Here is a 24,227-nt window from a genome sequence, read left to right as displayed (position 1 = left end):
AAAGCTTGGCGTTTCGAGAAATCGGTGAACGGGGGAAGAAGCATTGCTTCTTCCCCCGTTTTCATTGCCGGATGACATTGCTGGCTTTTCCGGTCCGGGGTTCCCTTACCCAAACACCAGCCCCCTTTCATCGATGGCCAACTAGCCCGGCATGGCCGGCGGATGCTTGGCAAGCAGGCCGATCGAGTGCACATTCCCGGCCCTCGCTTGACGAGCCGGCCGGCGATAACCACGTGCCACGAAACGATTCTCCAGGATCACGCCGCATCGGCTGCCGCCGAAAGACTCTCCAAGTCGCCGGCCATCACAGGATTTTCCATGCCGCACAGCTTTGCTCGCAACGCTCTGGTGCTCGGCCTGCTCGCCGCCATCGGGCCCTTCGCCATCGATATGTATATTCCCGCCCTCCCCTCGATGGCGGAGCATCTCCAGACCAGCACCGCCGCTGCCCAGATGACCCTGATGGCCTTCTTCCTGGGGTTTGGCTTGACCCAGATCATCTACGGGCCGGTCTCTGACATTGTCGGCCGCAAATTGCCGCTCTATTTCGGTCTGACAGTGTTCACATTGGCATCGATCGGCTGTGCGTCGGCCCCAACCATTGATTGGCTGATCGGCCTGCGCCTCGTCCAGGGCATCGGAGCGGCGTCGGTGATGGTGATCCCGCGCGCCATCATCCGCGACCTGCATACCGGCGTCGAGGCGACCCGATTGATGTCCCTGGTGATGCTGGTCTTCAGCGTCTCCCCCATTCTCGCCCCTCTCACAGGCAGTGCCCTCATTATTCCCTTCGGCTGGCGCGCCATCTTCGTCGCCGTCACCATCGCCGCAGTGCTGAGCCTGCTGCTGACGGCTTTCGTGCTGCCGGAGACCCGGCCACCCGCCGAGCGCATCGCCGGCGACCTGTCGACAGTCCTGTCCAATTACGGGCTGCTGCTGCGTGACCGCCATTTCCTGGGAGTGACCTTCATCGGTGCACTGGGCATGTCGAGCTTCTTCACCTTCCTGGCCAGTTCCTCCTTCATCTATGTCGATCATTTCGGCCTGACCCCGATGCTCTACAGTCTGGCCTTCTCCGTGAACGCCATCGGCTTCATCGGCGCCTCCCAGTTCAGCGCCTATCTCGGCCAGCGCTTCGGCATGGGCCGGGTGATCCTCGGTGCCGTCTTCGCCTATGCCATCTCGGCCATCACCCTTTTCGCGCTGGTTGCAAGCGGTGTCGACAGCCTGCCGGTGCTGATCGGGATGCTCTTCATCACCTTTGCCTTTCTCGGCTTGGTCATACCGACCAGCATGGTCCTGTCGCTGGAACATCACGGCCCCATTGCGGGCATGGCCTCGGCTCTTGGCGGCACGCTGCAAATGGTGACGGGTGCCGTGACGATCGTTATCGCCAGTCTGTTCTTCAATGGCACGGCCCTGCCGATGGTCACGATCATCGCCCTCTGCGCCATCGGAGCGCTGATTCTGGCCAAGCTCACTTTGACTGAGAAGGAGATCGCCGCGCCGGCGGAATGAGTTCAGCCACGGCGGCTTCGCACCGTTGTCGATCCCAGCCGAATCGGAGCCCATATCGTCCCCGGCGAACGGCGAATGCTGGCCCTCTACTAAAGAGGTAGGAAGATCGGCTTCCTGCTGACGGCCAAAGCTGCTAGATCTATTCCAATCCATGCATTTTTATGCAAAAAACCTCGCCTCCACTTGCAGCGAGGCTTGCGCGCCATTCGCGCCTTCCCAGCCAATCCGTCAAATTCGACATGTCATATTTGACGGAGTGTGCTCCTAGCGCCGCCCGTCTAGATTGATCTTGCGAACGGCGCAGCGATCTCCAAACAGATCCCCTCCATGCTGTGCTGTTCGCACCTTCGCTCGGTTCTCTCGATACCCTCCCAAGCCCGCGCAGCGGGCTTCTTTTTGTGATCGGCAAGACAGACATAAGTTTGGAATTTCGAACGATATCAATTCGATAGGCTCCTTTGGCAGCCCAGAACGGTTTGGAAGCTCATTGGCATTTTGAGGCCCGACGATGGCGCTCTCTCCCTCATCGTATCAGCTGAATTCCCGGCAAGATCGCGGGCCGGATTGGGACTGTGAAGCCTTGCCGTTCGCCGAGCTGAGCCCTCCGTCGAAATTCAGCACCGATACCTCTCCTTTCCAGGCCCGGGACCCGCCAGACCGGTGCTCCCAGATTGTTCTTCCTGGCTTGATGCCCCGCCGGCCGGCGCGTTGCTGGCCGGTTTCCTCCTCCGACTAAGAAAGTAGCCTGACGTGGAAGCTCGCCTCGATCCCCTCACCCTCGACAGAATGTTCCATGCGCTCGCCGATACCAGCCGTCGCACCATGGTCGATCGTCTTGCCCGTGGACCAGCCTCTGTCAGCGAACTCGCACTCCCCCTCTCGATGGGCATGCCCGCGGTGCTCAAGCATCTCGGCGTGCTCGAAGCCGGGGGTATCGTCGTCTCCGAGAAGGCAGGCCGCGTACGTACCTATCGCATGACGCCGCATGCCCTGGCCCTGGCCGAAAGCTGGGTCGCCGAACGCATGGCCCTGCACGACAATGCCATTGACGATGCACCGATGCCGGTGAAGCTGCCCGAACGCAGCCCGGTGACGCAGCTTCGTTCGGTCGAAGCTCGATAAGCCCTCACCAAGCGGGCGATCGGGGCGGGCATCATTCAGGTGCCTGCCCTTTCCGGCATGACGGCTGCCACGAATTGCCTGAGTTCGCGGCCGACATGGTCCGTAACCGGACAATTGGGGTCGAACCCCCACCATGCGAGCGAGCCCTGCCATTGCGAAGCCATCAATTGGCCAAGCCCGTGGCGCCTGCCCCCCCGCTCCGCCAGACAGGTGTCGAGCACGCCGACGAGGACATCCCGCCAGCGCGCGCCGCGTGCGCGCAACAGAGGATCGCGCAGATCTTCCCTCAGGATCAGCAATCCTTCGGCATAGGATTCGATGGCGCCATAGTCGACGGAAAGAGCCACCAGCAGGTCGATGGCGCCCTCGGGCGTGCGTGAAATATCCGCCGCCAGCTGTGACGTTCTTTCGTCCAGGCGATCCCAGGCATGGAGCAAGGCTGCCTGCTTGAGCTGCGCCTTGCTGCCGAAGCGCTGCACCAAGGTTGCAGCCGCCAGGCCGCAAGCCTGCGCCAATCCCGCAAATGTCAGAGCCTCAGGCCCCTTGTTGTGCAGAAGCTGCAGGGCAGCCTCCAGCACGGTCTGGTCGGGCAACGTCTTCGGGCGGGGCATCTTGACATCCAATTATAACCGAACAATCATTTATATATTAATTCCCGCCCATGGAAAAGGCGCGCTGCAATCGACAATGGGAGCTGTGATGATGCTCAAGGGAAAGGTTGCCCTTGTTGCCGGCGGCACGCGTGGCGCCGGCCGGGGCATTGCCATCGAACTGGGAGCCGCGGGCGCGACCGTCTACGTCACCGGCCGCAGCACGCGCGGACGACGCTCGGAGTATGATCGACCGGAAACCATCGAGGAAACGGCTGAATTGGTCGATGCCGCCGGTGGCAAGGGCATTGCCATCCGCGTCGACCATCTCATGCCCGGCGAGGTGCAGGACTTGGTGAACCGGATCCGAGCTGAACAGGGCCGCCTCGATATCCTCGTCAACGACATCTGGGGCGGCGAGAAATTGTTCGAGTGGAACAAGGCCGTCTGGGAACACGATCTGGACAAGGGATTGCGCCTGCTGCGCCTGGGCATCGACACCCATCTGATCACCGCGCATCACGCCCTGCCCCTGCTGATCGAGCACCCCGGCGGTCTTCTCGTGGAGATGACGGACGGAACGGCCGACTACAATGCCGGCCACTACCGCCTCTCGCCCTTCTACGACCTGGTCAAGTCGGCCGTGATCCGTCTTGCCTGGGCCCATGCCAAGGACCTTGCCAAGCACGGCGCCACCTCGGTGGCGCTCACTCCGGGCTGGCTGCGCTCGGAAATGATGCTGGAGGCTTTCGGCGTGGCAGAAGAGCACTGGCGGGATGCCACGGCGGCGGTCCCGCATTTCGTCATTTCGGAAACGCCGCGCTTCGTGGGGCGTGCCGTAGCCGCCCTCGCCGCCGATGTCGAAAAGAACCGCTGGAACGGCCAGTCTCTTTCGAGCGGACAGCTGGCGCGAATCTATGGTTTCACCGATCTTGACGGCTCCCAGCCCGACGCTTGGCGCTACATTCCGGAGGTCGAAGAAGCCGGAAAGCCGGCCGACGCGACCGGTTATCGATAGGTTCCTTCATGGCCATGCCTGCCTCTGCCGAAACCACAGGATCCGCCCGCGGCATCCTGGCCATGATCATCGCGATGGTGAGCGTGCCGACCGTCGACGGCATCGCCAAATATCTGAGCGCGGACTATTCGCCCTTCTTCATCGGCTGGGCGCGCTACGCGGTCGCCGGTCTGGCGGTCCTGCCTCTCTCGGCCTTCCTTCATGGCAGGAAGATGTTCCCGTCGGAGCATCTCGCCTCCCATGCCGCACGCACCGTCTTCCTGGTCGCCGCGATGACTCTGTATTTCCTCGCCATCGCCCGCATCCCGCTGGCGACGGCGCTCTGCGCCTATTTCGTCGGTCCCATCCTGGCGGTAGCCCTTTCGGTCGTCGTGCTCAAGGAACGCATGACGCTCGTGAAGGGGCTCAGCCTTGCCTCGGGCTTTGTCGGCTCGATCATCATTCTCCAGCCCGGCGGCGCTGTCGAACCCGGCATTCTTCTGGCTCTGGCTTCGGGCATCTGCTTTGCCTTCTACCTGATCGCCACTAGGCGGGCGGCGCAGCAGAGCGATCCCGTCAAGACGCTGGCTTTCCAGTGCCTCATCGGTGCGGCGCTCCTCACGCCGCAGGCCGTGCTTTCCTGGACCACCCCTGCCGGCGATCACCTGCTGCTCTTCGCCGGTCTCGGGCTGATCTCGGCGGTCTGCCACCTGCTCTCCATCATCGCCTTCCGGCTCGCCGATGCCTCGACCCTGGCGCCCCTCGTCTATGCGGAACTCGTCGGTGCCGCCATCGTCGGTTATTTCGCCTTCGGCGATGTACCGGATGGCGTGACGCTGCTCGGTGCTGCCTTCATCATCGCGGCCGGACTCATCTTGTTGTTGCGCCGGACCGCCACCTGATGCCCGGCGAGACGATACCTGCCGCCGACGACAGGACGTTTCCCCCAGCAAATATCCAGGGTTGCCGCGAGCAGGACCAGCCAGTTTACTCGGCCCATCACGAATCTCGGCACCGGCCGGGACACCCATAAGGGGAAGTCCGCATGAAGCCCGCATTGAGACTATTCGCCCTCGTCCTTCCCCTCACTGCCGGCCTCCTGGGGGGTGCCGCCTGCCCCGCCCTGGCCGAGGTCGTGCTGCACAAAGGCAATGGCGCCGAGGCCCAGACCCTCGATCCGACCCACAGCTCGATCATCGCCGAGCAATTCATCCTCAAGGACCTGTTCGAGGGGCTCACCGTTTTCGACGCCGCGGGCAAGATCACGGCGGGGACAGCCGAGAGCTGGACGATCTCCCCCGATGGTCTCGTCTACACCTTCAAGCTGCGCCCCAATGCCAAATGGTCGAATGGCGATCCGGTCACGGCCGCTGACTTCGTCTTCAGCTTCCGACGGCTCGAGGATCCCAAGGAAGCCGCCAGCTTCGCCAATCTGTTCTATCCGATCAAGAATGCCGAAGCCGTGAACAGCGGCAAGGCCGGCGTCGACACGCTGGGCGTCAAGCCCCTCGACGACAGGACGCTGGAGATCACGCTGGAACGGCCGACGCCTTATCTCCTGCAGCTCTTGGCCAATCAGGCCGCCCTGCCGGTGCATCAGGCCTCAGTCGAGAAGCTCAAGGCCGATTTCGTCAAGCCTGGCAATTTGATCTCCAATGGCGCCTACACCCTGACGGAGAATCTCGCCAATGATCATGTCACGCTGGTGAAGAATCCGCGCTACTGGGATGCCGCCAATGTCCACATCGACAAGGTGATCTCCTATCCGATCGATGACCAGGCTGCCGCCCAGCGGCGCTTTCTTGCGGACGAGCTCGACATGACCTTCGAGTTCGCGGCCGATCAGCTGAAACTTCTCAAGGAGAAAGTGGGCGATCAGGTTCATGTCTCGCCCAACCTGACCAATGAATACTATGCCTTCGATACCCGCACCCCGCCCTTTGACGATGCCAGGGTTCGACGTGCCCTGTCGATGGCGGTCGATCGCGACTTCCTGGCCGAGAAAATCTTCTCTGGCACGCGCGTCGGCAGCTACAGCTTTGTCCCCTCCGGCTTGCCGGGCTATACGCCCGCCAAGCCGGACTTCGCCGACAAGCCTCAGCTCGATCGCGAGGACGCGGCCAAGGACCTGCTCAAGCAGGCGGGATTCGGCGAGGGCGGCAAGCCGCTGAAACTCACCATCCGTTTCGGCACCAACGACAATAATCGCCGGATCGCCACCGCCGTGGCCGACATGTGGAAAGCGCTCGGCGTCGAGGTCTCCCTGCTCAATTCGGACAGCAAGTCCCACTACGCCTTCCTGCGCGACGGCGGAACCTTCGAGGTGGCGCGCGCAGCCTGGGTGGCCGACTATGCCGACGCGGAAAACTTCCTTGCGCTACCGACGACGGCCAACAAGGCGTTCAACTATTCCCATTTCGCCAGCCCGGACTATGACGCACTGGTCGCCAAATCCTATACCGAAACCGATCCGGCCAAGCGTTTGAAGATCCTGGAGGATGCCGAGGCCCTGCTGGCGCGCGACCAGCCCGTAGCCCCCTTGCTCTCCAATGCCGACCTCTGGTTGGTCTCGAACAAGGTGAAGGGCTGGCAGGACAATGCCGCCAACGAGCACCTGACACGATTCCTCAGCAAGGAATAATCGGAGGCCGGTCTTCAGACCGGCACTTTCAGAGTGTTGGGTCCGAAGTCCAGATCGGGTGGAGCAACTCCTCATCCGCCCCCTCGGGGCACCTTCTCCCGCAAGGGCTATCCGATTCACACATCGCAGTATCGCCAGTATATGGCGCCGAAAATCCTTCCCCGACGTTGGGGAAGGTGGCGATGCGAAGCGTCGACGGAAGGGGGAAAGTGGCGCCAGCAGGCCTGACGATGGCGAGATCGCGCCACTCTACCCCACCCGACCCGGCTTTGCCGGGCCACCCTCCCCGAAGCCGGGGAGGGATTCACGCGCTTTACTTGTCTCAGTTGAGATGTGTGAATTCGATAGCCCGCAAGGGGAGAAGGTGCCGGCAAGCGGATGAGGGGTCGCAATGCCCCGTCCCGGCCTTTTTCGCTGCTTGTTCGAAACTCCTTGTTGAGGGCTGGTCCAAAGACCAGCCTTCCTTATACAGCCAGGCCGAATTCGGCGGCGCTGTCGCTCAGCCAATGCCAAAAGCTGCCGGCCATGCTGCGGAACAAGGCGATCTCGTAGGTCGGCGTTTCATCGAGCTGCCAAAGCGTCACGCCGATGTGCGAGCAGGCCGTCACGGCGGCATCGCCTGGTGCGAACGCACGCGGATGCAGGTCGATGTCCAGGCCCTTGGCGAACATATCGCGGACATGCGGGCCTGAGACCTTCAGCACAGCATAGCCGGAGGTCTGGTCGGTTACCGACGCGAGTGTGCCCACGGCCTCGATCAAATCCGAGACGAGCAGATTGGGTTCGCCCGCCTCGCGCGTGACCAGCCAGGCCGACGGCCCGGTGCCCAGGGCGGCGAGCGTACCGGACACGACCCGCTTGGGGCTATCGGGCAATCGCAAGCCATAGGCGGCCTGCATGCGCGCGGCCAAGGCCCCCTCCTGGCCCTTGCGGGCGGCCAGGGTGACGATTTCCAGGCCCGAGCGATCCTGCACGGTGACGCCTGCTCCCGTTCCGACCGGTTTGAGCAGGCCGGCAAAGGCGCTACGGGACTCCAAACGCCCTGCACTGATGGCGTCAAACATGGAGACGGCTCCCTTCAGGATCAAAGAAGATGGGCGAGACGACCTCGACCTCGATATCGCCGTTGCGCACCGGATCATAGGCGCGGATCACCTCGCCGTGGCGGGACGGGCCGTTGGCTAGCAGGCCAAGGCCGATCCAGCTTTCGAGCATCGGCGAATAGATCACCGAGGTCGCAAAGCCCTCGTCATTGGCCGCAACGGAGGCGGCACCCTTCTTGAGGAAATGCGAGCCGGCCCGCAGCCGATCCGCCGGGTTGACCGGCTTGACGCCGACGAGGCCAGGCCGATCCGGGGCCACCAGGGCAGGACGCTGGGCCAGGACACGGCCAATATAGTCCTTCTTGGTCGACATCATCTTGCCGAGGCCGAGATCGCGAGCCGTGGTCTGGCCGTTGAGCTCGTTGCCGGCGACATGGCCCTTCTCCACGCGCATGACGCCAAGGGCTTCGGTGCCATAGGCGCAGCCGCCCATCTCCTCGGCCAGCGTCATCAGCGCCTTGAGCAGAGCAAGGCCGTAATGGGCGGGCACCGCGATCTCGAAGGCAAGTTCGCCCGAGAAGGAGAGCCGGTAGAGGCGCGAGGCGACATTGCCGAGCTGCAGCGTGGCGCATCCCATATAGGGGAAGGCCTCGTTCGACAGATCGGCGCTCGAGCCATAGAGTTTCTGCAGCAATTCCCGGGCCTTCGGCCCGGCCACCGCATATTGCGACCATTGCTCGGTGATCGAGGACAGCGAGACGTCGAGTTCGGGCCAGAGCGTCTGGCGGCAGAATTCGAGGTGCTGCATCACCTTCACGGCATTGGCCGTGGTGGTCGAGATCACATAATGATCCGGCGCGAAGCGGGCCGCCGTGCCGTCGTCCATGACGAAACCGTCTTCGCGCAGCATCAGGCCGTAGCGGCATTTGCCGACCGCGACCGTCGAGAAGGTATTGATGTAGACGCGATCGAGGAAGGCGCCGGCATCCGCACCCTTGATGTCGATCTTGCCGAGAGTCGAGACATCGCACACGCCGACGATCGAACGGGTGGTCTTGACCTCGCGGCAGACGCTTTCCAGCCAGTCCTTCTCGCCGGGGCGCGAGAACCATTGCGGGCGCAGCCACTGGCCGGCTTCCACCATGGTGGCGCCGTTCGCCATTGCCCATTCATGGCCCGCGGTGAGGCGCGTCGCCTTGAAATGCTTGTCGCGATGGGGGCCAGCTAGGGCACCGATCGCCACCGGGAAATGCGGCGGCCGCGAAACCGTGGTGCCGACCTCGGTCATCGAACGGCCGAGCAGGCCCGCCATCATGGCATGCCCGGCGATGTTCGACGTCTTGCCCTGATCGGTGGCCATGCCCAGCGTGGTGTAACGTTTGAGATGTTCGACCGAGCGGAAGCCTTCGCGATGGGCGATCTCGATGTCCTTGGCCGTGACGTCGTTCTGCTGGTCGACGAAGGCCTTGCTCTTCGTCTCGGCGACATGCCACAGGGGCTTGAGGCCGACAGGCTCGTCGTCGCAGGCCGGGATCGGGGCCTCACCGGCGGAGAAACCGCAATCGCCGGCCGCCGTGCGGCCCGCTTGTGCACCGGCCCGCAGGCAGGCGCCCAGCGAGAAATCACCATTGGCGGCACCGACCACCGTCATGCCGTCGGGCAGATCGCCCGGCACGAAGGCGGCCAGTTCGTCCGACCAGCGCGGCCGTGCGCCCTTATGGGTGGTGAGTGCGACCTGCGGGTTCCAGCCGCCGGAGACCGCCAGAAAATCGGCGGGAATGGTCTCACGCTTGCGCCCGGTGACTACCTCCACCGACTTGATACCCTGGGCACCGCCCTTGGCATCGGTGACGCTCGCCCCCAACAACGTGCGCGTTCCGGCCTTGCCGGCCCAGCCGGAGACCGCCGCATCGACCTGCGAGCGCGGGTCGACGATCGCAGCCACGGTCACGCCGGCGGCGACGAGATCGGCAGCCGTACGCCAGCCATCGTCGCTGGTGGTGAACACTACGGCCTGCCGGCCCGGCGCCACACCATAGCGGTTGAGATAGCTGCGCGCCGCCGAGGCGAGCATCACGCCCGGCCGGTCATTGCCGCCGAAGACGATCGGCCGCTCGATGGCGCCCATGGCGTTGATGCAGCGCTTGGCCATGATGTGCCAGAGGCGCTGGCGCGGCTGGTGCGCGGGCGGCACGGGCAAATGATCCGACACCCGCTCCAGGGCGCCATAGGTGCCGGTGTCATAGACACCGAAGACCTGGGTGCGGCGCATGATGCGCACTTCAGGCATGGAGGCCAGTTCCGCCTCGACCTCTGCGGCAAAGGCAGCGGCCGGCTTGCCGCCGACCTCATGCCGCTCGGCCAACAACCGACCGCCAAGACGGAAATCATCGTCGCACAGGATCACACGGGCACCGGCCCGGCCGGCTTCCAGGGCCGCCATCAGGCCGGCAGGACCCGCGCCGATCACCAGCACGTCGCAGAAGGCGGCGGCTTTCTCGTAATGATCCGGGTCCGGCAATTGGCTGGCGCTGCCGAGCCCAGCCGCGCGGCGGATCATCGGCTCGTAGAGCTTTTCCCATAGCGCCGCCGGCCACATGAAGGTCTTGTAGTAGAAGCCGCCGACGAAGATGGGACCGGCAAGCTGGTTCACGGACAGCAGGTCGAATTTCAGCGAAGGCCAGCGGTTCTGGCTGGCCGCCTCCAGGCCATCATAGAGCTCGATGGTGGTGGCCTTGGTGTTGGGCTCGCGGCGGGCACCGCTGCGCAGTTCCACCAGCGCGTTCGGTTCCTCCGGCCCTGCGGTAAAGATGCCGCGCGGGCGATGATATTTGAACGAGCGCCCTACCAGGCGGATACCGTTGGCGAGCAGGGCCGAGGCCAGCGTGTCACCGCTCAGGCCCTCATAGCTGTTGCCGTCGAAACGAAACCGCACCGTGCTGTTGCGATCGACCAGGCCGGCGGAAGGCAGGCGGAATGAAACGGCGTCGCTCATGATGCGGCTCCCAAGGCTTGAGGCATCACCAGTTCAGCCTTCTCGATTGCGTGGGTCTTGGTGTTGCGCCGAACCTTGAGCCAGGAACGGCAACCCGAGCCGTGATACCAGAACTCCTCATGCACGCCCTCGGGGTTGTCGCGCAGATAGGCATATTCATAGAAGTTCTTGCCGGCGTCCGGCGCCGCGGCATCCGGCCGCGTGAGCCCGGCATCGCCGAGATAGGTGAATTCGTGCACGCCGCGCGCACCGCAATAGGGACAGGCAATCCGCATCGAACCGTGCCTCAGTGAAGATTGGGTTGGGCGCCCTGGCCCTTTTCGTCGATCACCGCTCCGGTCTCGAAGCGATTGAGCCGATAGGCGGCAGCCACTTCGTGCGGCTGATCCTTGGCGATGAGATGGGCAAAGCACCAGCCCGAGGCTGGCGTGGCCTTGAAGCCGCCATAGCACCAGCCGCAATTGAGGTAGAGGCCATCGATGCCGCTCTTGTCGATGATGGGCGAACCATCCATCGACATGTCCATGATGCCGCCCCAGCTGCGCAGCAACCGGAGACGACCGATCATCGGCATCACGGCCATGCCGCCTTCGCAGACATCCTCGACCACCGGCATGTTGCCGCGCTGGGCATAGGAATTATAGCCGTCGATGTCGCCACCGAAGACCAGGCCGCCCTTGTCGGACTGGCTGACATAGAAATGGCCGGCGCCGAAGGTGATCACACCTGGAATCAGCGGCTTGAGCCCTTCGGTGACGAAGGCCTGCAGCACATGGCTCTCGATCGGCAGGCGCAATCCGGCCATGGTGCCGACCTTGGAGGTATTGCCGGCCACGGCCATGCCGATCTTCTTGGCCCGGATGGTGCCGCGAGTGGTCTCGACGCCGACGATGGCACCACCCTCGCGGACGAAGCCTTTCACCTCGCAATTCTGGACGATATCGACGCCGCGATCGCTGGCGGCGCGCGCATAGCCCCAGGCCACCGCATCGTGGCGCGCCGTGCCGCCGCGCCGCTGCAGGAGGCCGCCCTGGATCGGGAAACGGGCATTGTCGAAATTGAGGAAAGGCGCCATGGCCTTGACGCCATCACGGTCGAGCAATTCGGCATCGACGCTGTTCAGCCGCATGGCGTTGCCGCGGCGGGCGAAGGCATCCCGCTGGGCATCGGAATGATAGAGGTTCAGCACGCCGCGCTGGCTCATCATGGCATTGTAGTTGAGGTCCTGCTCCAGGCCCTCCCACAGCTTCATCGCATGCTCGTAGAAGGGAATGTTGCCCTGCAGCATGTAGTTCGAGCGCACGATCGTGGTGTTGCGGCCGACATTGCCACCGCCGATCCAGCCCTTCTCGATCACCGCAACGTTGGTGATGCCGTGATTCTTGGCGAGATAATAGGCTGTGGCCAGGCCATGGCCGCCGCCGCCGATGATGATCACATCGTAGTTGAGGCGCGGTTCGGCGTCACGCCAGGTCGGCGTCCAGCCACGGTGGCCATTCAGGGCATTCTTGAGAAGGGAGAACAGGGAGTAATGCATCGATCTTCTTGCCGGGGAAGAGTTCGGAAAACTTCGGTTATCCGGTCGCGTCCTCGCCCGGCGAGAAACGGATCCCAGGGCTTGCTGCAAGAGCTTGCCACCCAGCTATCCGCATCCAAGACCAGGCCACGCCGGCACGATCAGCGCTTATCGTCGAGAATCATGGATACCTCTGCCCCCAGCGAATTCGGGCTGCCTGGTTCATAGGCATAGCAGCCTGTTACCCACAGTGAAAGATTATTCCTGCGCGTGCAACACCTTTTACGATTTTAATGTCAGGAAAAAAGTTTCACCACGAATGCCGGTCGCCGGCAAGCTGCCGGCTCGTCGGACCGCAGCGGCCGTGGGCAAAGGCGCTTCCGCCCGCCTGCCCCGGCATTCGGGCTCAAAAGAGGGCTTCCAGCGGTTGCGGGCGGGCAAGAACGAAGCCCTGGGCTCGATCGACCCCGATGGCACGCAACAAGGTCAATGTCTCCTCATTCTCCACCTGCTCGGCCACAGTAATGGCTCCCAACCGGTGGCTGACCATGTTGATCGATTCGACGATGGTGCGGTCGACGTCGCTCTGTGCCATCTGCCGGATGAAGTCGCCATCGATCTTGAGACCATCGACGGAGAATTGCCTGAGATGGGTGAACAAGGACAGCCCCTTGCCGAAATCATCGAGCATCACGCCGCAGCCGGCAGCCCGCGCCTTGGAAAGGAACTGCTGCGCGGCCGCCAGATTGTTGATCACGGCCATCTCGGCAATCTCGAAATGGACGCGCCGGGGCGACAGGCCCGATTGGGCGAATTCCTCCTGCAGCAGCGGCCAGAGGAAGGGATCGTTCAGTGAATTGGCAGAAAGATTGATGGCAAGGGAGATGTTGCCGGCGCCGAGCAAGCGGGAGCCATAGCGGCGAAACGTGGCATGAATGACCCAGCGGTCGATACTGCTCATCAGGTCGTAATGTTCCGAAGCCGGGATGAAGGCGGCCGGCTCGACGACGTTGCCGGCATCGTCGAGCATGCGCAGCAGGATCTCGAAATGGCGCTGCCCGCCTTCCCGCCCGGAAAGATCGAAGATCTGCTGGGCATAGAGGCGGAAGCGGTTGGCTTCGATCGCGTGGCGGATGCCGGCCGCCACCCGCATCTCGCTGTGGTTGCGATGGGTCGAGCCCTTCCCATCTTCATAGACGGCAAGCTGGTTGCGGCCCGACGTCTTGGCGGTGTAGCAGGCGATATCGGCCTGGCTCATCAACTCATCCTGCCTCGGCGCTTCCGCATCGATCCTGGTCAATCCCACACTGGCCCCGATCTGATAGGTCCGGCCATCCCAGGCGAAGCGCAACTGAGCCAAACCGCGCAGAAACCGTTGCGCAATCGCCTCTCCCTCGACGATCGTGCAGTCGCGCAGCAGGAGGGCGAACTCGTCGCCACCCAAGCGGGCGGGCACGTCCTCGGTCCGGCAGACACGGCGCATCAGATTGGCGACTTCACGCAACAGCGCATCGCCGGCGGCATGCCCGGCGCTGTCATTGACGATCTTGAAGCGATCGAGGTCGACAAAACACAGCACGTGCCGATGCTGGCTCTTGCGCGCCTGCTCGAGCGACAAGCGGATCTCGCGCTCGAAGGCGGAACGGTTGGGAAGTCCGGTCAAGCTGTCGTGATTGGCCGAGTGTTCCAAAGCCTGCTGCAGGATGCGGGCCTTGGTCACGTCCTGGAACACCAACACGGCGCCGATGATCTCACCCGAGGCCGTGCGCACGGGAGCGGCGGAATCGCGCACGCTGCGCCGCTCGCCGTCGCGTCGCAGCAACACGGCCCCCTCACTGAGATAGTAGGGACGCATGCGAGACAGGCAGGTTTCCACCGGATCGGCAAGGGGTTCACCGGTGGCTCCATCGACGATGCGAAACACTTCGGACAGGCGCCTGCCGACCGCATCCGGACCCGGCCATCCCGTCATCTCTTCGGCACCGGGATTCATGAACGTGATCCGGGCATGAGCGTCGGTCGAGATCACGGCATCCCCGATCGAATGCAGCGTGATGCGCAGTCTCTCCTTCTCCTCGAACAGCGCCTCCACCAATTCCTTGTGCTCAGTCACATCCCAATCCATGCCGACCGTGCGGATCGGAGCACCGGCCTCGTCGCGGATCACCCGGGCCAGGGAATGGATGTGGCGGATCTTGCCGGAACGCCGGTCCCACAGGCGGAACTCCATGTCGAACAGCGTGCCTTCACGCATCGCCCTGTCATATTCGCGCGTGATTGCGGCCACGTCGTCGGGATGAATGCGATCGAGCCAGGCCTGCCGGCTGCCGTCATAGCTATCCGGCGGCATGTCATAGAGCCGATGCAGGCGGTCGTCCCAATTGTAGCGCTGGGAAGCGAAATCATATTCGAAGACACCGACACCGGCCGCCTCGATCGCCAGTTGCAGCCGCTGGTTGAGGGCCAGGATGGCGCTTTCGGCCTCCTTGCGGGCCGTGATGTCGGTATGGGTGCCGATGATACGCACGGCACGCCCATCCCCCGCCCTCTCGATCACCTTGCCGCGATCATAGATCCAGCGCCACTTGCCATCCTTGGCCAGCAGGCGGTTCTCGAAGGCGAAATCCGGTGTCTCGCCGCGCAGATGCGCCTCGATGATGGCCTGGCAACGCGACAAATCCTCCGGATGTACGCGGTCCCACCATTCGCGGGCACTGGTCCCGACCTCGTCCTGGTCATAGCCCAGCATCGCCTTCCACTGATGCGAGTAGAACACCTCCCCTGTCTCGAGATTCTGGTCCCAGACCCCATCGCCCGAGCCGTAGAGCGCGAATTGCCAACGCATTTCGCTGTGCCGAAGTGCCGCCTCAGCAGCCTTGGCATCGGTGATATCGCGGGAGATGCCGATCAGCCCGGTAATCTCGCCACGCTCGTCACGCCGGGGCGCCTTGGTGGAGGAGTAGGTGCGCAGCACGCCACCGAGCATGGCCATTTCCTCCATGGTGGAGGGTTCCCCGCTCTGCATCACATGGCGGTCGTTCTCGATCAGGCGGCGCGCCAGCTCGTCCGGAAAGATTTCGGTATCGAGCCGGCCTAGGATCTCGTCGCTCGGCCGCCCCATCAGTCGCTCGACCGAGGGGTTGACCAGGGCGTAGCGCCCGTCACGATCCTTGGCATAGATCAGGTCGGGCGTGCCGTTCATCACGGCCTGCAGCAGGACCAGCGTGTCGTGCAGTCTCTGGTTGCGCTCCACGTCGTCGGTAACGTCCCAACACACGCCGATCCCATGCGTCAGGGCACCGTCATCGCCACGGATCAGCCTGACCGTGGAGCGGATATGATGCACCCCACCCGTCCTTGGACACCGGACACGATAGTCGAGCTGATAGTGCGAACCAGACTGCAGCGCACTCTGGCGAATGCGATCGACCCTGGCGGCATCCTCGGGCGAGAGCAAGCCGAAGAACTCTTCCAGCGTGTTGCCGAACGTCTCGGGCGTCACGCCGTGAAGCGCGTAGGTTCGTGCATCCCAATGACGACGGCCCGAGGGATAATCGACGTGGAAGATGCCGATTCCGCCGGCTTGAACGGCTACCTCCAACCGCTCCGAAACAGCGGTAAGACGTTCCTCCATTTCCTTTTGGTAGGTGATGTCGGCAATGGTTCCGATCATACGCTTGACCGTGCCGTCCGGTGCGTACTCGACCGACCTTCCGCGGCTGACCACCCAGATCCAGCGACCGTCATTGTGCCTCAATCGATAGGTCGCGTCGAAGTCCCGATCGCCATCGCGCCCGACACGTCCTGCAGCCTCCGCCATACGAGCACGATCGTCCGGATGCATCTTGCTCAGCCAGTTGGCAATCGAATGCACGCGCTCTTCGTCCGGCAGGTCGAGCATGGTGCGCCAGCGTGACGATACCCACACCATTCCATGGGGTACGTCGAAGTCCCATACGACCTGCCTCGAGCCTTCCAGGGCCTGGCGCCAACGCCACTCCGCCTCGGCCAGGCTGGCCTCGTAAAGCTTTTGGTCCTTGACGGCCACGATTTGCACAATGGCGGCAAAGGGGGAGGCCATGTCCGCCGCGTCAAACCGGGAGATACTGGTCAAACCGGTAAAGACCGTCCCGTCCTCACGGCAATAGCGGCACCCCACACCGTCCTTGTTGCGGCCATCCCAAGAAAAGCCGGCGCGATCTTCAGGATGAGCAAGATCGGCAAGGGTCATGCCGACATAGTCGGCGGCCTGGTAACCGGTGAGCCGACAAAAGGCCGGATTAGCATAGCAAAACCGGCCATCATGGCCAATCAGGGCCATGGCGACGCCGGCTTGCTCGACGACACGGCGAAGGAGTGCCACATCGCCCGGAAGAACGACCGCATCAAGGCGATCGGAGCCCAGCCCGGCGTCTATCTTCATCTAGCGGATCTCACCTGCGCGAGCGAAATCATCAGCATTCAAATTACGACAATGGTACTGAGAAGCTGCGCCATTGCCAAATGCCGTCGCAAGAATTCATGCCGTTTTCAGCAGTGTTTTATGCTCCATGCAGCAGGTCTGCCAGGAACACTCGGGAAGCACCGGACTGCCCCGGTTCTTCTTCCCGGGTCATGAGGCCGGCCTGAGGCGCCGTTAGGGCAGGCGCTCTCCGCGCGAAGCCACGAGCACCGCATACCACTCCTGTCGGCTCCAGCGCGGCTGATAGGCCTGGGGAATCTCGCGGATGCGATCGAGGTTCTGGGTGCCGACGATTGGAATGGTCCGCGCGGGATGGGCCATCAGCCAGCTCAACGCCACCGCCGTGCGGGATACGCCCACCTGTTCGGCCTTGGCGTCGAACAGACTCACGACCGCCCGCGCCCGTTCGTCCTGCGGCTGCGCCAACCGCCCGCCGGCCAAGGGCGACCAGGCGAGCACGGCCATATCGTTCAGGATCGCTTGATCAAGAATTCCGTCCGCAAGCGGATCGAGCTTGAGGGCCGAGAATTCGGGCTGATGACTGACGATGGGCAAATCGAGGCAGGCCGCAAGGCCCTGCGTCTGGGCAGCCGTATAGTTCGACACGCCGATGGCGGCGATCTTGCCGGCCCGATGCGCCTCCTCCAGGGCACCGGCGATCTCGCTGGGATGGGTGAGGATATCGGGACGGTGGATCTGCCACAGATCGATGCGATCGACCTGCATCCGCTTCAACGAGGCGTCGATGGCCGAGGAGAGATAGGCGGAAGAGGAATTATAGGGCGTGCCGAAGACGATGCCGCCCTTGGTCGCCAGCACCATGCGCCGGCGCAATCCGGGGCTGGCCGCCAGTACGCGGCCGAGCTGGCTTTCGGCGACGCCGAAACCACCAAGATCGGACGGACCATAGATATCAGCGGTATCGAACAGCGTGACGCCGGCTTCGAGCGCGGTTTCCACCAGCTTCTGGGCCGAGGCGAGGTCCTCTCCCCCGAAGCGCCACATGCCCCAGGCCACCGAACTGACCGACATGCCGCTGCGGCCAAGGGGACGGATGGGTTCGGGTACCGGCAGGTCGCTCATCTCGGGATCTCGCAGTGACGATGCGTCACTTCTATCAAGCGGAGGTCGCGATGGACATCCCCTCCTCCCAATAAGGCGGGTCGCCGAAGCTGCGTTTCAGATGCTCGGCCAGCACCCGCAGCTTGACGGAAGGCTGCCGTCCTTCGGGATGGGCGAGGAAGATGAATTCCGGCTCCGGCCGAATGCCGATATCGATGACTTTCAGCCTGCCGGCACGGATCTCGGGTCCGACGATGAAAGTGGGCAGGAGCCCGATGCCGAGGCCGGCAAGCGCGGCATCTCGGATCACGTCGCCATTGTTGACTCGCAAGGCGACCTTGGCCCGCACGATTTCGACGCCATCAGGCCCGAGGAAACGCCAATCGGCAGCCCCCCGGTTCGAATAGAACAGTCCTTTATGCCGATCGAGCTCGCCGATGGAACGCGGCATACCTTCGCGATTCAGATAATCCGCCGACGCCACCAGGTAACGCTGGCTCGGGGCGAGACGCCAGACCATCAACCGCGTATCCGCGATGGTACCGTGCCGGATGACGCCGTCATGGGCACCGGAGGCGACGTCGACGCGGCGATCATCGAGATCCAGGATGAGCTCGACCTGGGGATGGGCCGCCAGGAACGGGAACAGGGCCGGGCCGAGATGCAGGCGCCCGAAGGTGATCGGCGCGGCAATCCGCATCGGGCCGGCCAGGGTGCCGCGCCGTTCGGCCAGATCGGCAGCCGCCTCTTCCACCTCGCGCACGATCCGTCTGGCGCGCTCCAGAAAAGCAGCTCCATCCTCCGTCACCGACAAACGCCGTGTGGTACGATGGAGCAATATCGTACCGACACTCCGCTCCAATTCTCCCAGGCGTTCGCTGACCACCGATTTCGACAGGCGCAGGCTGCGGGCCGCCTCGCTGATCGATCCGGCCTCTGCAACCGCAACGAAGCTTGCGATCCCGTCTAGTTTCATCGTTCGGAAATTCCGGAAGATAGAGCCAACATATGCAGGATACTCCGAACAGAATGATTGCGCCATATTCGCTCCATTCAAAGCATCTCCCATGAACGAGGAACTGCAATCATGAACAGACTCTCAGGCAAGCGTGCGCTCATTACCGGCGGCACCACCGGCATCGGTCTGGAAACCGCCCGCCAATTCCTGGCGGAAGGCGCCCGCGTCGCGGTGACCGGCACCAATCCTCAGACGCTGGAGGCCGCCCGCAAGGAACTGGGCGAAAACGCCCTGGTCATCCAGTCGGATGCCGCCGACGCCGCCGGCCAGAAAAGGCTCGCCGAGACCATCGCCGAAGCCTTCGGCGGGCTCGACATCCTCTTCGTCAATGCCGGCATCGCCCAGCTCAAGCCGCTGGCGGACTGGAGCGAGGCCGCGTTCGACAAGCTCTTCGACATCAATGTGAAGGGCCCTTATTTCCTGATCCAGGCCCTGCTGCCGATCCTGGCCAATCCGGCCTCGATCGTGCTCAACACCTCGGTCAACGCCCATATCGGCATGCCGAATTCCAGCGTCTACGCCGCGTCGAAAGCCGCGTTGCAGTCGCTGATCCGCACCCTGTCGGGCGAATTGATAGGCCGGGGCATCCGTCTGAACGCCGTCAGCCCCGGCCCGATTGCCACGCCGCTCTACGGCAAGCTCGGCTTTGCGGAACAGGACCTGAAGAACGTCGCCGATAGCATCAAGGGCCTGGTGCCCGCCGGCCGCTTCGGCGAGGCCAGCGAAATCGCCAAGGCCGTGGTGTTCCTGGCCTCCGACGAAGCAGCCTATACGGTCGGCAGCGAACTCATGATCGATGGCGGCATGGGCACGCTCTGAGCACCGGCGGCGATCCTATTCTTCCCGCCCGAGGCTCGCCGCCTCGTCTTCCGACAAGGCCGGGGGCTGGATGCCCTCGGCTTCGATGGAGACCGGCCTTCCGGAGCGCGCCGCCTCCAGGATGCCCTCCATGATCTCGAGCACATGCAGCGCAAGCTCGCCGGAAGCCCGGGGCCGCCGCCCTTCCTTGAGGCTGCGAGCGAGATCGGCCACTCCGAGCATGCGATAATTCGCTCGGTCGGGCGCGGCGTAGGGCCAGTTCAGGCCACCATAGGTCATGGCGGCCGTATCGATGTCCTGCCAGGGCTCGCCCTTGCGGCTGAGGGCAAGAGTGCCGCCGAACGTGTCCGGGTCGGGCAGGCTGAGCGAGCCCTCGCTGCCATGCAGTTCGATCGGCTGGTTGGAATGGCGGAAGACATCCCAGCTCATGCCGACATTGACGACAGCGCCGCCGGCGAATTCGACCAGGGCCATCAAGGTGGTGGGCGTACCCACGGCGAAACTCGTGCCTTGGTTGGGTCCGGGCGCGGTGATCAGCCGCTCCGCCTGCCCGGTCGTGGCCATCGCCGCGACCTGACGCGCCGGTCCCAGCAGATTGACCAGCATGGTCAGGTAATAGGGTCCCATGTCGAGGACGGGACCGCCGCCTGGCTGATAGTAGAACTGCGGGTTGGGATGCCAATGCTCCATGCCTCGCGTCATCATGAAGGCCGTGCCGGCAGTCGGGCGGCCGATCGCCCCTTCCGCCATCAGCCGGCGGGCCGTTCGTCCCGCGGCGCCGAGAAAGGTGTCGGGGGCGGAACCGATCGCCAGCTTGCGCCGGCTAGCCTCCTCGACCAGCTTCCGGCCCTCCGCCGCCGTGACGGCAAGCGGCTTTTCGGTAAAGACGTGCTTGCCGGCGGCAAGAGCCGCCATCGACACGTCGAAATGAACGGCCGGAATGGTCAGGTTGAGGACGAGGTCGACTTCGTCGTCGCCAAGCAGTTCCTCCACGCCGAGAGCCCGAATGCCGTATTCTTCAGCTCTGACCTTGGCGGCTTCCGTTGAGATATCGGCACAAGCCCGCAATTCGACGCCGGGAAAAAGCGCGGTGTTGCGCAAATAGGTCATCGAGATGTTGCCGCATCCGATCACGCCGATGCCGAGTTTACCCATGCGTCTCCTCCACCAGCCATTCCAGCTAGCTTGCTCATTTTTGCATTAATTTAGAAAGTAAACACGAGAAGCTTCGCGTTTGAATGAAATTTTTTGAACGAAAATGACAATTTATCCTTGACAGTCGCCAGCCTCAGGCCAAGCATGATCGAAAAATCAGGGTGGCCATTCACCCATGCAGGGAGGAACTGTGATGTCGGACGTTCAGTCACGCGCGACCCCGGCTGCCGGGGCTTCGCAATCCGGATCGGCAGCGCCGAGCCGGCGCAGTTTCCTGCAGGGAGCCGGCCTTACCGCAGGCGCCCTGGCGCTCGGCCTGCCCAAGCGCGCCCGCGCCGCGGACCGCACCGAGATCACCTTCGCCAGCGCCAAATTCTTCGGCAAGCAGACCATGGCACAGGTGGTGGACGCCTATAACCAGTCCCAGGGCAAGATCCACGTCACCTATGTCGAGCTGCCGCCGCCCAGTTCCTCCACCGAAGTGCACACGGCGCTGGTGCAGCAGCTCGCGCGCCGCACCGGCACGCCCGACGTCTTCACCCAGGATGTGGTCTGGATCGCCGAATTCGCGGGCGCCGGCTGGGCCCTGCCGCTCGACGAATATTTTAACGCCTCGGTGCAGAGCCAGTTCTTCCCTGGCCTGGTGGCGGCCTGTACCTACAACAACAAGCTCACCGCTTTGCCCTGGTATGTCGATTCAGGCATGCTGTTCTATCGCAAGGATCTCCTGGAAGGGATCGGCGCCAAGCCGCCGGAGACCTGGGACGAACTCGCTGCGGCCGCGCAGGAGATTCAGAAATCCGGCAAGGCCGATTTCGGCTATCTCTGGCAGGGCAAGCAGGCCGAAGTGCTGGTCTGCGATCTCGTGGAAGCCATCGCCTCCAATGGCGGCTCGATCCTCGCCCCCGACGGCAAGTCGTCGGCACTCAGCGACGACAAGGCGGTGGCAGCCGTCCAATTCCTCTACGACACCATCAACAAGACGAAGATCAGCCCCTCCGATGTGCTGAGCTGGGACGAGGAGCCTTCGCGCCAGCCCTTCACGGCCGGCCGCGCGCCCTTCCTGCGCAATTGGTCCTATGTCTATGCCATCGCCCAGGACAAGGCCGCCTCCTCGGTGGTCGACAAGGTCGGGGTGGTGCCGCTGCCCCATTTCGCCGGCGGCAAGAGCGCGGCCTGCCTCGGCGGCTATCAATATGGCGTCAATGCCAACACCAAGAACCGGGAAGCGGCGATCGAGTTCCTGACTTGGATGTCCTCGCCGGCCACCCAGCTCCAGTTCGCCCTGCAGCTCGGCATCGCTCCGACCCGCCCCGAAGTGTTCGAGGATGCCCAGCTCGGCAAGGAGCAGCCTTTCATGAAGCAGCTCAAATCGGTGTTCACCGGCGCGACGCCGCGCCCGGTCACGCCAAAATATGCGCAGGTCACCCTTGCCATCCAGTCCGGCGTGTCGAAGGCGCTGGTCAGCGGCAACATCAAGGCCGAGCTCGAGGCCGCCAGCGCCAAGATCAATGCGATCGTCGCGGGATGACGCAATGAGTGTGCAAGCCTCCGCGGCCAGCCCGCCCCTCGGGGCTGGCCTGCGGTCCCTGGACCTGGCGCCCTGGCTCTTGATCCTGCCGCTGCTGATCTCGCTCGGCTCGGTCTCGGTCTATCCCATCGTCAACGGGGTCTGGCTGTCACTGACCAACACCTCGCTGGTCACCCAGGAAGACGCTTTCGTCGGCCTGGCCAATTACCGCATGCTGCTGGGCGACGACGCCTTCTGGAATGCCTGGGGGCATACCGTGCTGTTCACGGCGGTGTCGACGGCGCTCGAAACCGTGCTCGGGCTTGGCATGGCCTTGCTGCTCTACGAGCCCTTCGTCGGCCGCTCGCTGGTGCGCGCCGCCATGCTGGTGCCCTGGGCCATGCCCACCGTGGTCACCTCCAAGATGTTCGGCTGGCTGTTCGACGGGCAGCACGGGCTGATCAACTACCTGCTCAAATCCGTCGGGCTGATCGACGGCAACGTCAACTGGTATGGTTCCGTCGACCACGCCCTCAACACCATCATCATCGCCGATGTCTGGAAGACCACGCCCTTCATGGCCCTGCTGTTGCTGGCCGGCCTGCAGACAGTGCCGCGCTCGCTGACGGAGGCTGCCAAGATGGACGGGGCCTCGGCCTGGCGCATCTTCTGGCATGTGCGCCTGCCGCTGTTGCTGCCGACATTGCTGATCGCAGGCATGTTCCGGGCCCTCGATGCCTTCCGCATCTTCGACCTCGTCTATGTCCTCACCGGCGGCGGTCCCGCCGACTCCACCGAAACCCTGTCGACCCTGAGCTACAAGGTGCTCTTCTCCACCCTGCAGTTCGGCTATGGCTCGGCGCTCTCCACCGCGATGTTCATCACCGAAACGCTGATCGCCATCGGCTTCGGCATCTTCATCGTGGCGCGTCTGAGGAGGCACGGATGAACGCTCGCGAGATCCTGCGCCTCGTCATCGTCTATACCGGGGCGGCCCTGCTCCTGGTCTGGTCGGCCGGGCCGTTCTTGTGGCAGTTCTCCACCTCGCTGCAGCTCGACAAGGCGCTGACCGATCCGGTGCCGAGCTTCTGGCCCTCGCCGGCCACTCTCGAACACTATGCCAATGTCTTCTTCGTCAAGAAATTCCAGCTCTACGTGCTGAACTCGGTGATCGTCGCCGGACTTACCACCTTGTTCTGCCTCGCCATCGGGGCGCTGGCCGCCTTCTCGCTGTCGCGGCTGGAGATCAAGGGGCGCTTCGGCATACTCGGAGTGGTGCTGTCGGTCTCGATGTTCCCGCAGATCGCCATCGTCGGCCCGCTCTATCTCACCGCCTCCAATTATGGCTTCCTCGACACCTATAGCGGCCTGGTCATCGTCTATCTGGCACTCGGCCTGCCGCTGGTGACCTGGGTGCTGTTCGGCTATTTCGACACGCTGCCGCGCGAGATCGACGAGGCCGCGCGCATGGACGGCGTCGGGGTCATCGGCCTGTTCCTGCGCATCATCCTGCCGATGTCCCTGCCCGGCCTCGTCACCACCGGCCTGCTCGCCTTCATCGCGGCCTGGAACGAATTCATGTTCGCCCTCGCCTTCACCTCGACCATCGAGCACCAGACGATCCCGGTCGGCATCGCCAATTTCACCAACCTCTATTACGTGCCCTGGGGCGACGTGGCCGCCGCCTCCGTGGTGGTCACCGTGCCGCTGATCGCGCTGGTGCTGTTCTTCCAGCGCCACATCATCGAGGGCCTGACACAAGGCGCCGTCAAGGAATGA

At 63.5% G+C, this 24,227-nt stretch carries 19 protein-coding genes; 10 read left to right on the top strand and 9 right to left on the bottom strand.

All coding sequences use genetic code 11. The features are described 5' to 3' along the window. Positions 1 to 318: 318 nt before the first annotated feature. Both BA190_RS20645 and BA190_RS20640 read left to right on the top strand, forming a co-directional pair. Positions 319 to 1,518 (top strand): multidrug effflux MFS transporter, encoded by a 1,200-nt coding sequence (locus BA190_RS20645; RefSeq protein ID WP_068291497.1) that lies wholly within the window; start codon positions 319 to 321, stop codon positions 1,516 to 1,518. A gap of 786 nt (positions 1,519 to 2,304) precedes the next feature. Beyond that, positions 2,305 to 2,640: a helix-turn-helix transcriptional regulator gene (locus BA190_RS20640; protein WP_068291495.1), complete on the top strand. Its 336-nt coding sequence runs from the start codon at positions 2,305 to 2,307 to the stop codon at positions 2,638 to 2,640. A 35-nt stretch (positions 2,641 to 2,675) separates the two neighbouring features. Here the strand turns inward: BA190_RS20640 and BA190_RS20635 are convergent, their stop codons facing one another. Then, positions 2,676 to 3,251 (bottom strand): TetR/AcrR family transcriptional regulator, encoded by a 576-nt coding sequence (locus tag BA190_RS20635; RefSeq protein WP_068291560.1) that lies wholly within the window; start codon positions 3,249 to 3,251, stop codon positions 2,676 to 2,678. 88 nt (positions 3,252 to 3,339) lie between these two features. On the opposite strand from BA190_RS20635, the gene BA190_RS20630 reads away from it, so the two are divergent. From BA190_RS20630 to BA190_RS20620, 3 genes are all read left to right on the top strand, one after another. Further along, positions 3,340 to 4,248, top strand: a complete 909-nt coding sequence (locus BA190_RS20630; RefSeq protein WP_068291493.1) for an SDR family oxidoreductase — start codon at positions 3,340 to 3,342, stop codon at positions 4,246 to 4,248. Between the two features lie 8 nt (positions 4,249 to 4,256). After that, on the top strand, positions 4,257 to 5,129 hold the full coding sequence (locus tag BA190_RS20625) for a DMT family transporter (RefSeq protein ID WP_068291491.1): 873 nt from the start codon (positions 4,257 to 4,259) through the stop codon (positions 5,127 to 5,129). 143 nt (positions 5,130 to 5,272) lie between these two features. Continuing rightward, positions 5,273 to 6,868, top strand: coding sequence for a peptide ABC transporter substrate-binding protein (locus BA190_RS20620; RefSeq protein ID WP_068291488.1), 1,596 nt, complete (start codon positions 5,273 to 5,275; stop codon positions 6,866 to 6,868). 464 nt (positions 6,869 to 7,332) lie between these two features. Here the strand turns inward: BA190_RS20620 and BA190_RS20615 are convergent, their stop codons facing one another. The 5 genes from BA190_RS20615 to BA190_RS20595 form a co-directional block, all read right to left on the bottom strand. Then, on the bottom strand, positions 7,333 to 7,932 hold the full coding sequence (locus BA190_RS20615) for a sarcosine oxidase subunit gamma (protein WP_068291486.1): 600 nt from the start codon (positions 7,930 to 7,932) through the stop codon (positions 7,333 to 7,335). Beyond that, entirely contained in the window at positions 7,925 to 10,906 is a 2,982-nt protein-coding gene (locus tag BA190_RS20610) for a sarcosine oxidase subunit alpha family protein (RefSeq protein ID WP_068291485.1), read from the bottom strand. The genes BA190_RS20615 and BA190_RS20610 overlap by 8 nt, the downstream gene beginning before the upstream one ends. After that, complete coding sequence (locus BA190_RS20605) at positions 10,903 to 11,181, bottom strand: sarcosine oxidase subunit delta (protein ID WP_068291483.1); 279 nt, start codon at positions 11,179 to 11,181, stop codon at positions 10,903 to 10,905. The genes BA190_RS20610 and BA190_RS20605 overlap by 4 nt, the downstream gene beginning before the upstream one ends. 11 nt (positions 11,182 to 11,192) lie before the next feature. Beyond that, a complete protein-coding gene (locus BA190_RS20600; RefSeq protein WP_068291481.1) occupies positions 11,193 to 12,443 on the bottom strand; it encodes a sarcosine oxidase subunit beta family protein in 1,251 nt (416 codons plus the stop codon). A 385-nt stretch (positions 12,444 to 12,828) separates the two neighbouring features. After that, positions 12,829 to 16,743 carry a PAS domain-containing protein gene (locus BA190_RS20595; protein ID WP_371260361.1) on the bottom strand — a complete coding sequence of 1,305 codons (3,915 nt, stop codon included), beginning with the start codon at positions 16,741 to 16,743 and terminating at the stop codon, positions 12,829 to 12,831. Here BA190_RS20595 and BA190_RS36905 point away from each other — a divergent pair. After that, a complete protein-coding gene (locus BA190_RS36905; RefSeq protein WP_245314860.1) occupies positions 16,630 to 17,040 on the top strand; it encodes a hypothetical protein in 411 nt (136 codons plus the stop codon). The two genes, BA190_RS20595 and BA190_RS36905, sit on opposite strands and share 114 nt — an antisense overlap. 18 nt (positions 17,041 to 17,058) lie before the next feature. On the opposite strand, the gene BA190_RS20590 is transcribed toward BA190_RS36905, so the two are convergent. Together BA190_RS20590 and BA190_RS20585 are read right to left on the bottom strand one after the other, a co-directional pair. Then, positions 17,059 to 17,967 carry an aldo/keto reductase family oxidoreductase gene (locus BA190_RS20590; RefSeq protein WP_068291477.1) on the bottom strand — a complete coding sequence of 303 codons (909 nt, stop codon included), beginning with the start codon at positions 17,965 to 17,967 and terminating at the stop codon, positions 17,059 to 17,061. 34 nt (positions 17,968 to 18,001) lie between these two features. Further along, positions 18,002 to 18,922 (bottom strand): LysR family transcriptional regulator, encoded by a 921-nt coding sequence (locus BA190_RS20585; protein WP_068291475.1) that lies wholly within the window; start codon positions 18,920 to 18,922, stop codon positions 18,002 to 18,004. Positions 18,923 to 19,033: 111 nt separating this feature from the next. On the opposite strand from BA190_RS20585, the gene BA190_RS20580 reads away from it, so the two are divergent. Further along, positions 19,034 to 19,783, top strand: coding sequence for an SDR family oxidoreductase (locus BA190_RS20580; RefSeq protein WP_068291472.1), 750 nt, complete (start codon positions 19,034 to 19,036; stop codon positions 19,781 to 19,783). Positions 19,784 to 19,798: 15 nt separating this feature from the next. On the opposite strand, the gene BA190_RS20575 is transcribed toward BA190_RS20580, so the two are convergent. After that, positions 19,799 to 20,938: a Gfo/Idh/MocA family protein gene (locus BA190_RS20575; protein ID WP_068291470.1), complete on the bottom strand. Its 1,140-nt coding sequence runs from the start codon at positions 20,936 to 20,938 to the stop codon at positions 19,799 to 19,801. A gap of 193 nt (positions 20,939 to 21,131) precedes the next feature. Here BA190_RS20575 and BA190_RS20570 point away from each other — a divergent pair, with 193 nt between their 5' ends. The 3 genes from BA190_RS20570 to BA190_RS20560 are packed head-to-tail and all read left to right on the top strand — an operon-like array spanning position 21,132 to position 24,227. Then, complete coding sequence (locus BA190_RS20570) at positions 21,132 to 22,469, top strand: ABC transporter substrate-binding protein (RefSeq protein WP_068291467.1); 1,338 nt, start codon at positions 21,132 to 21,134, stop codon at positions 22,467 to 22,469. A 4-nt stretch (positions 22,470 to 22,473) separates the two neighbouring features. Further along, complete coding sequence (locus BA190_RS20565; protein ID WP_068291465.1) at positions 22,474 to 23,397, top strand: carbohydrate ABC transporter permease; 924 nt, start codon at positions 22,474 to 22,476, stop codon at positions 23,395 to 23,397. Beyond that, positions 23,394 to 24,227: a carbohydrate ABC transporter permease gene (locus tag BA190_RS20560; protein ID WP_068291463.1), complete on the top strand. Its 834-nt coding sequence runs from the start codon at positions 23,394 to 23,396 to the stop codon at positions 24,225 to 24,227. Before BA190_RS20565 ends, BA190_RS20560 begins: the two co-directional genes overlap by 4 nt.

Origin of the sequence: Labrys sp. WJW (genome assembly GCF_001676615.1) — a bacterium.
Taxonomy (GTDB): Bacteria; Pseudomonadota; Alphaproteobacteria; order Rhizobiales; family Labraceae; genus Labrys; species Labrys sedimenti.
This window is presented reverse-complemented; position numbering and strand designations above follow the sequence as displayed.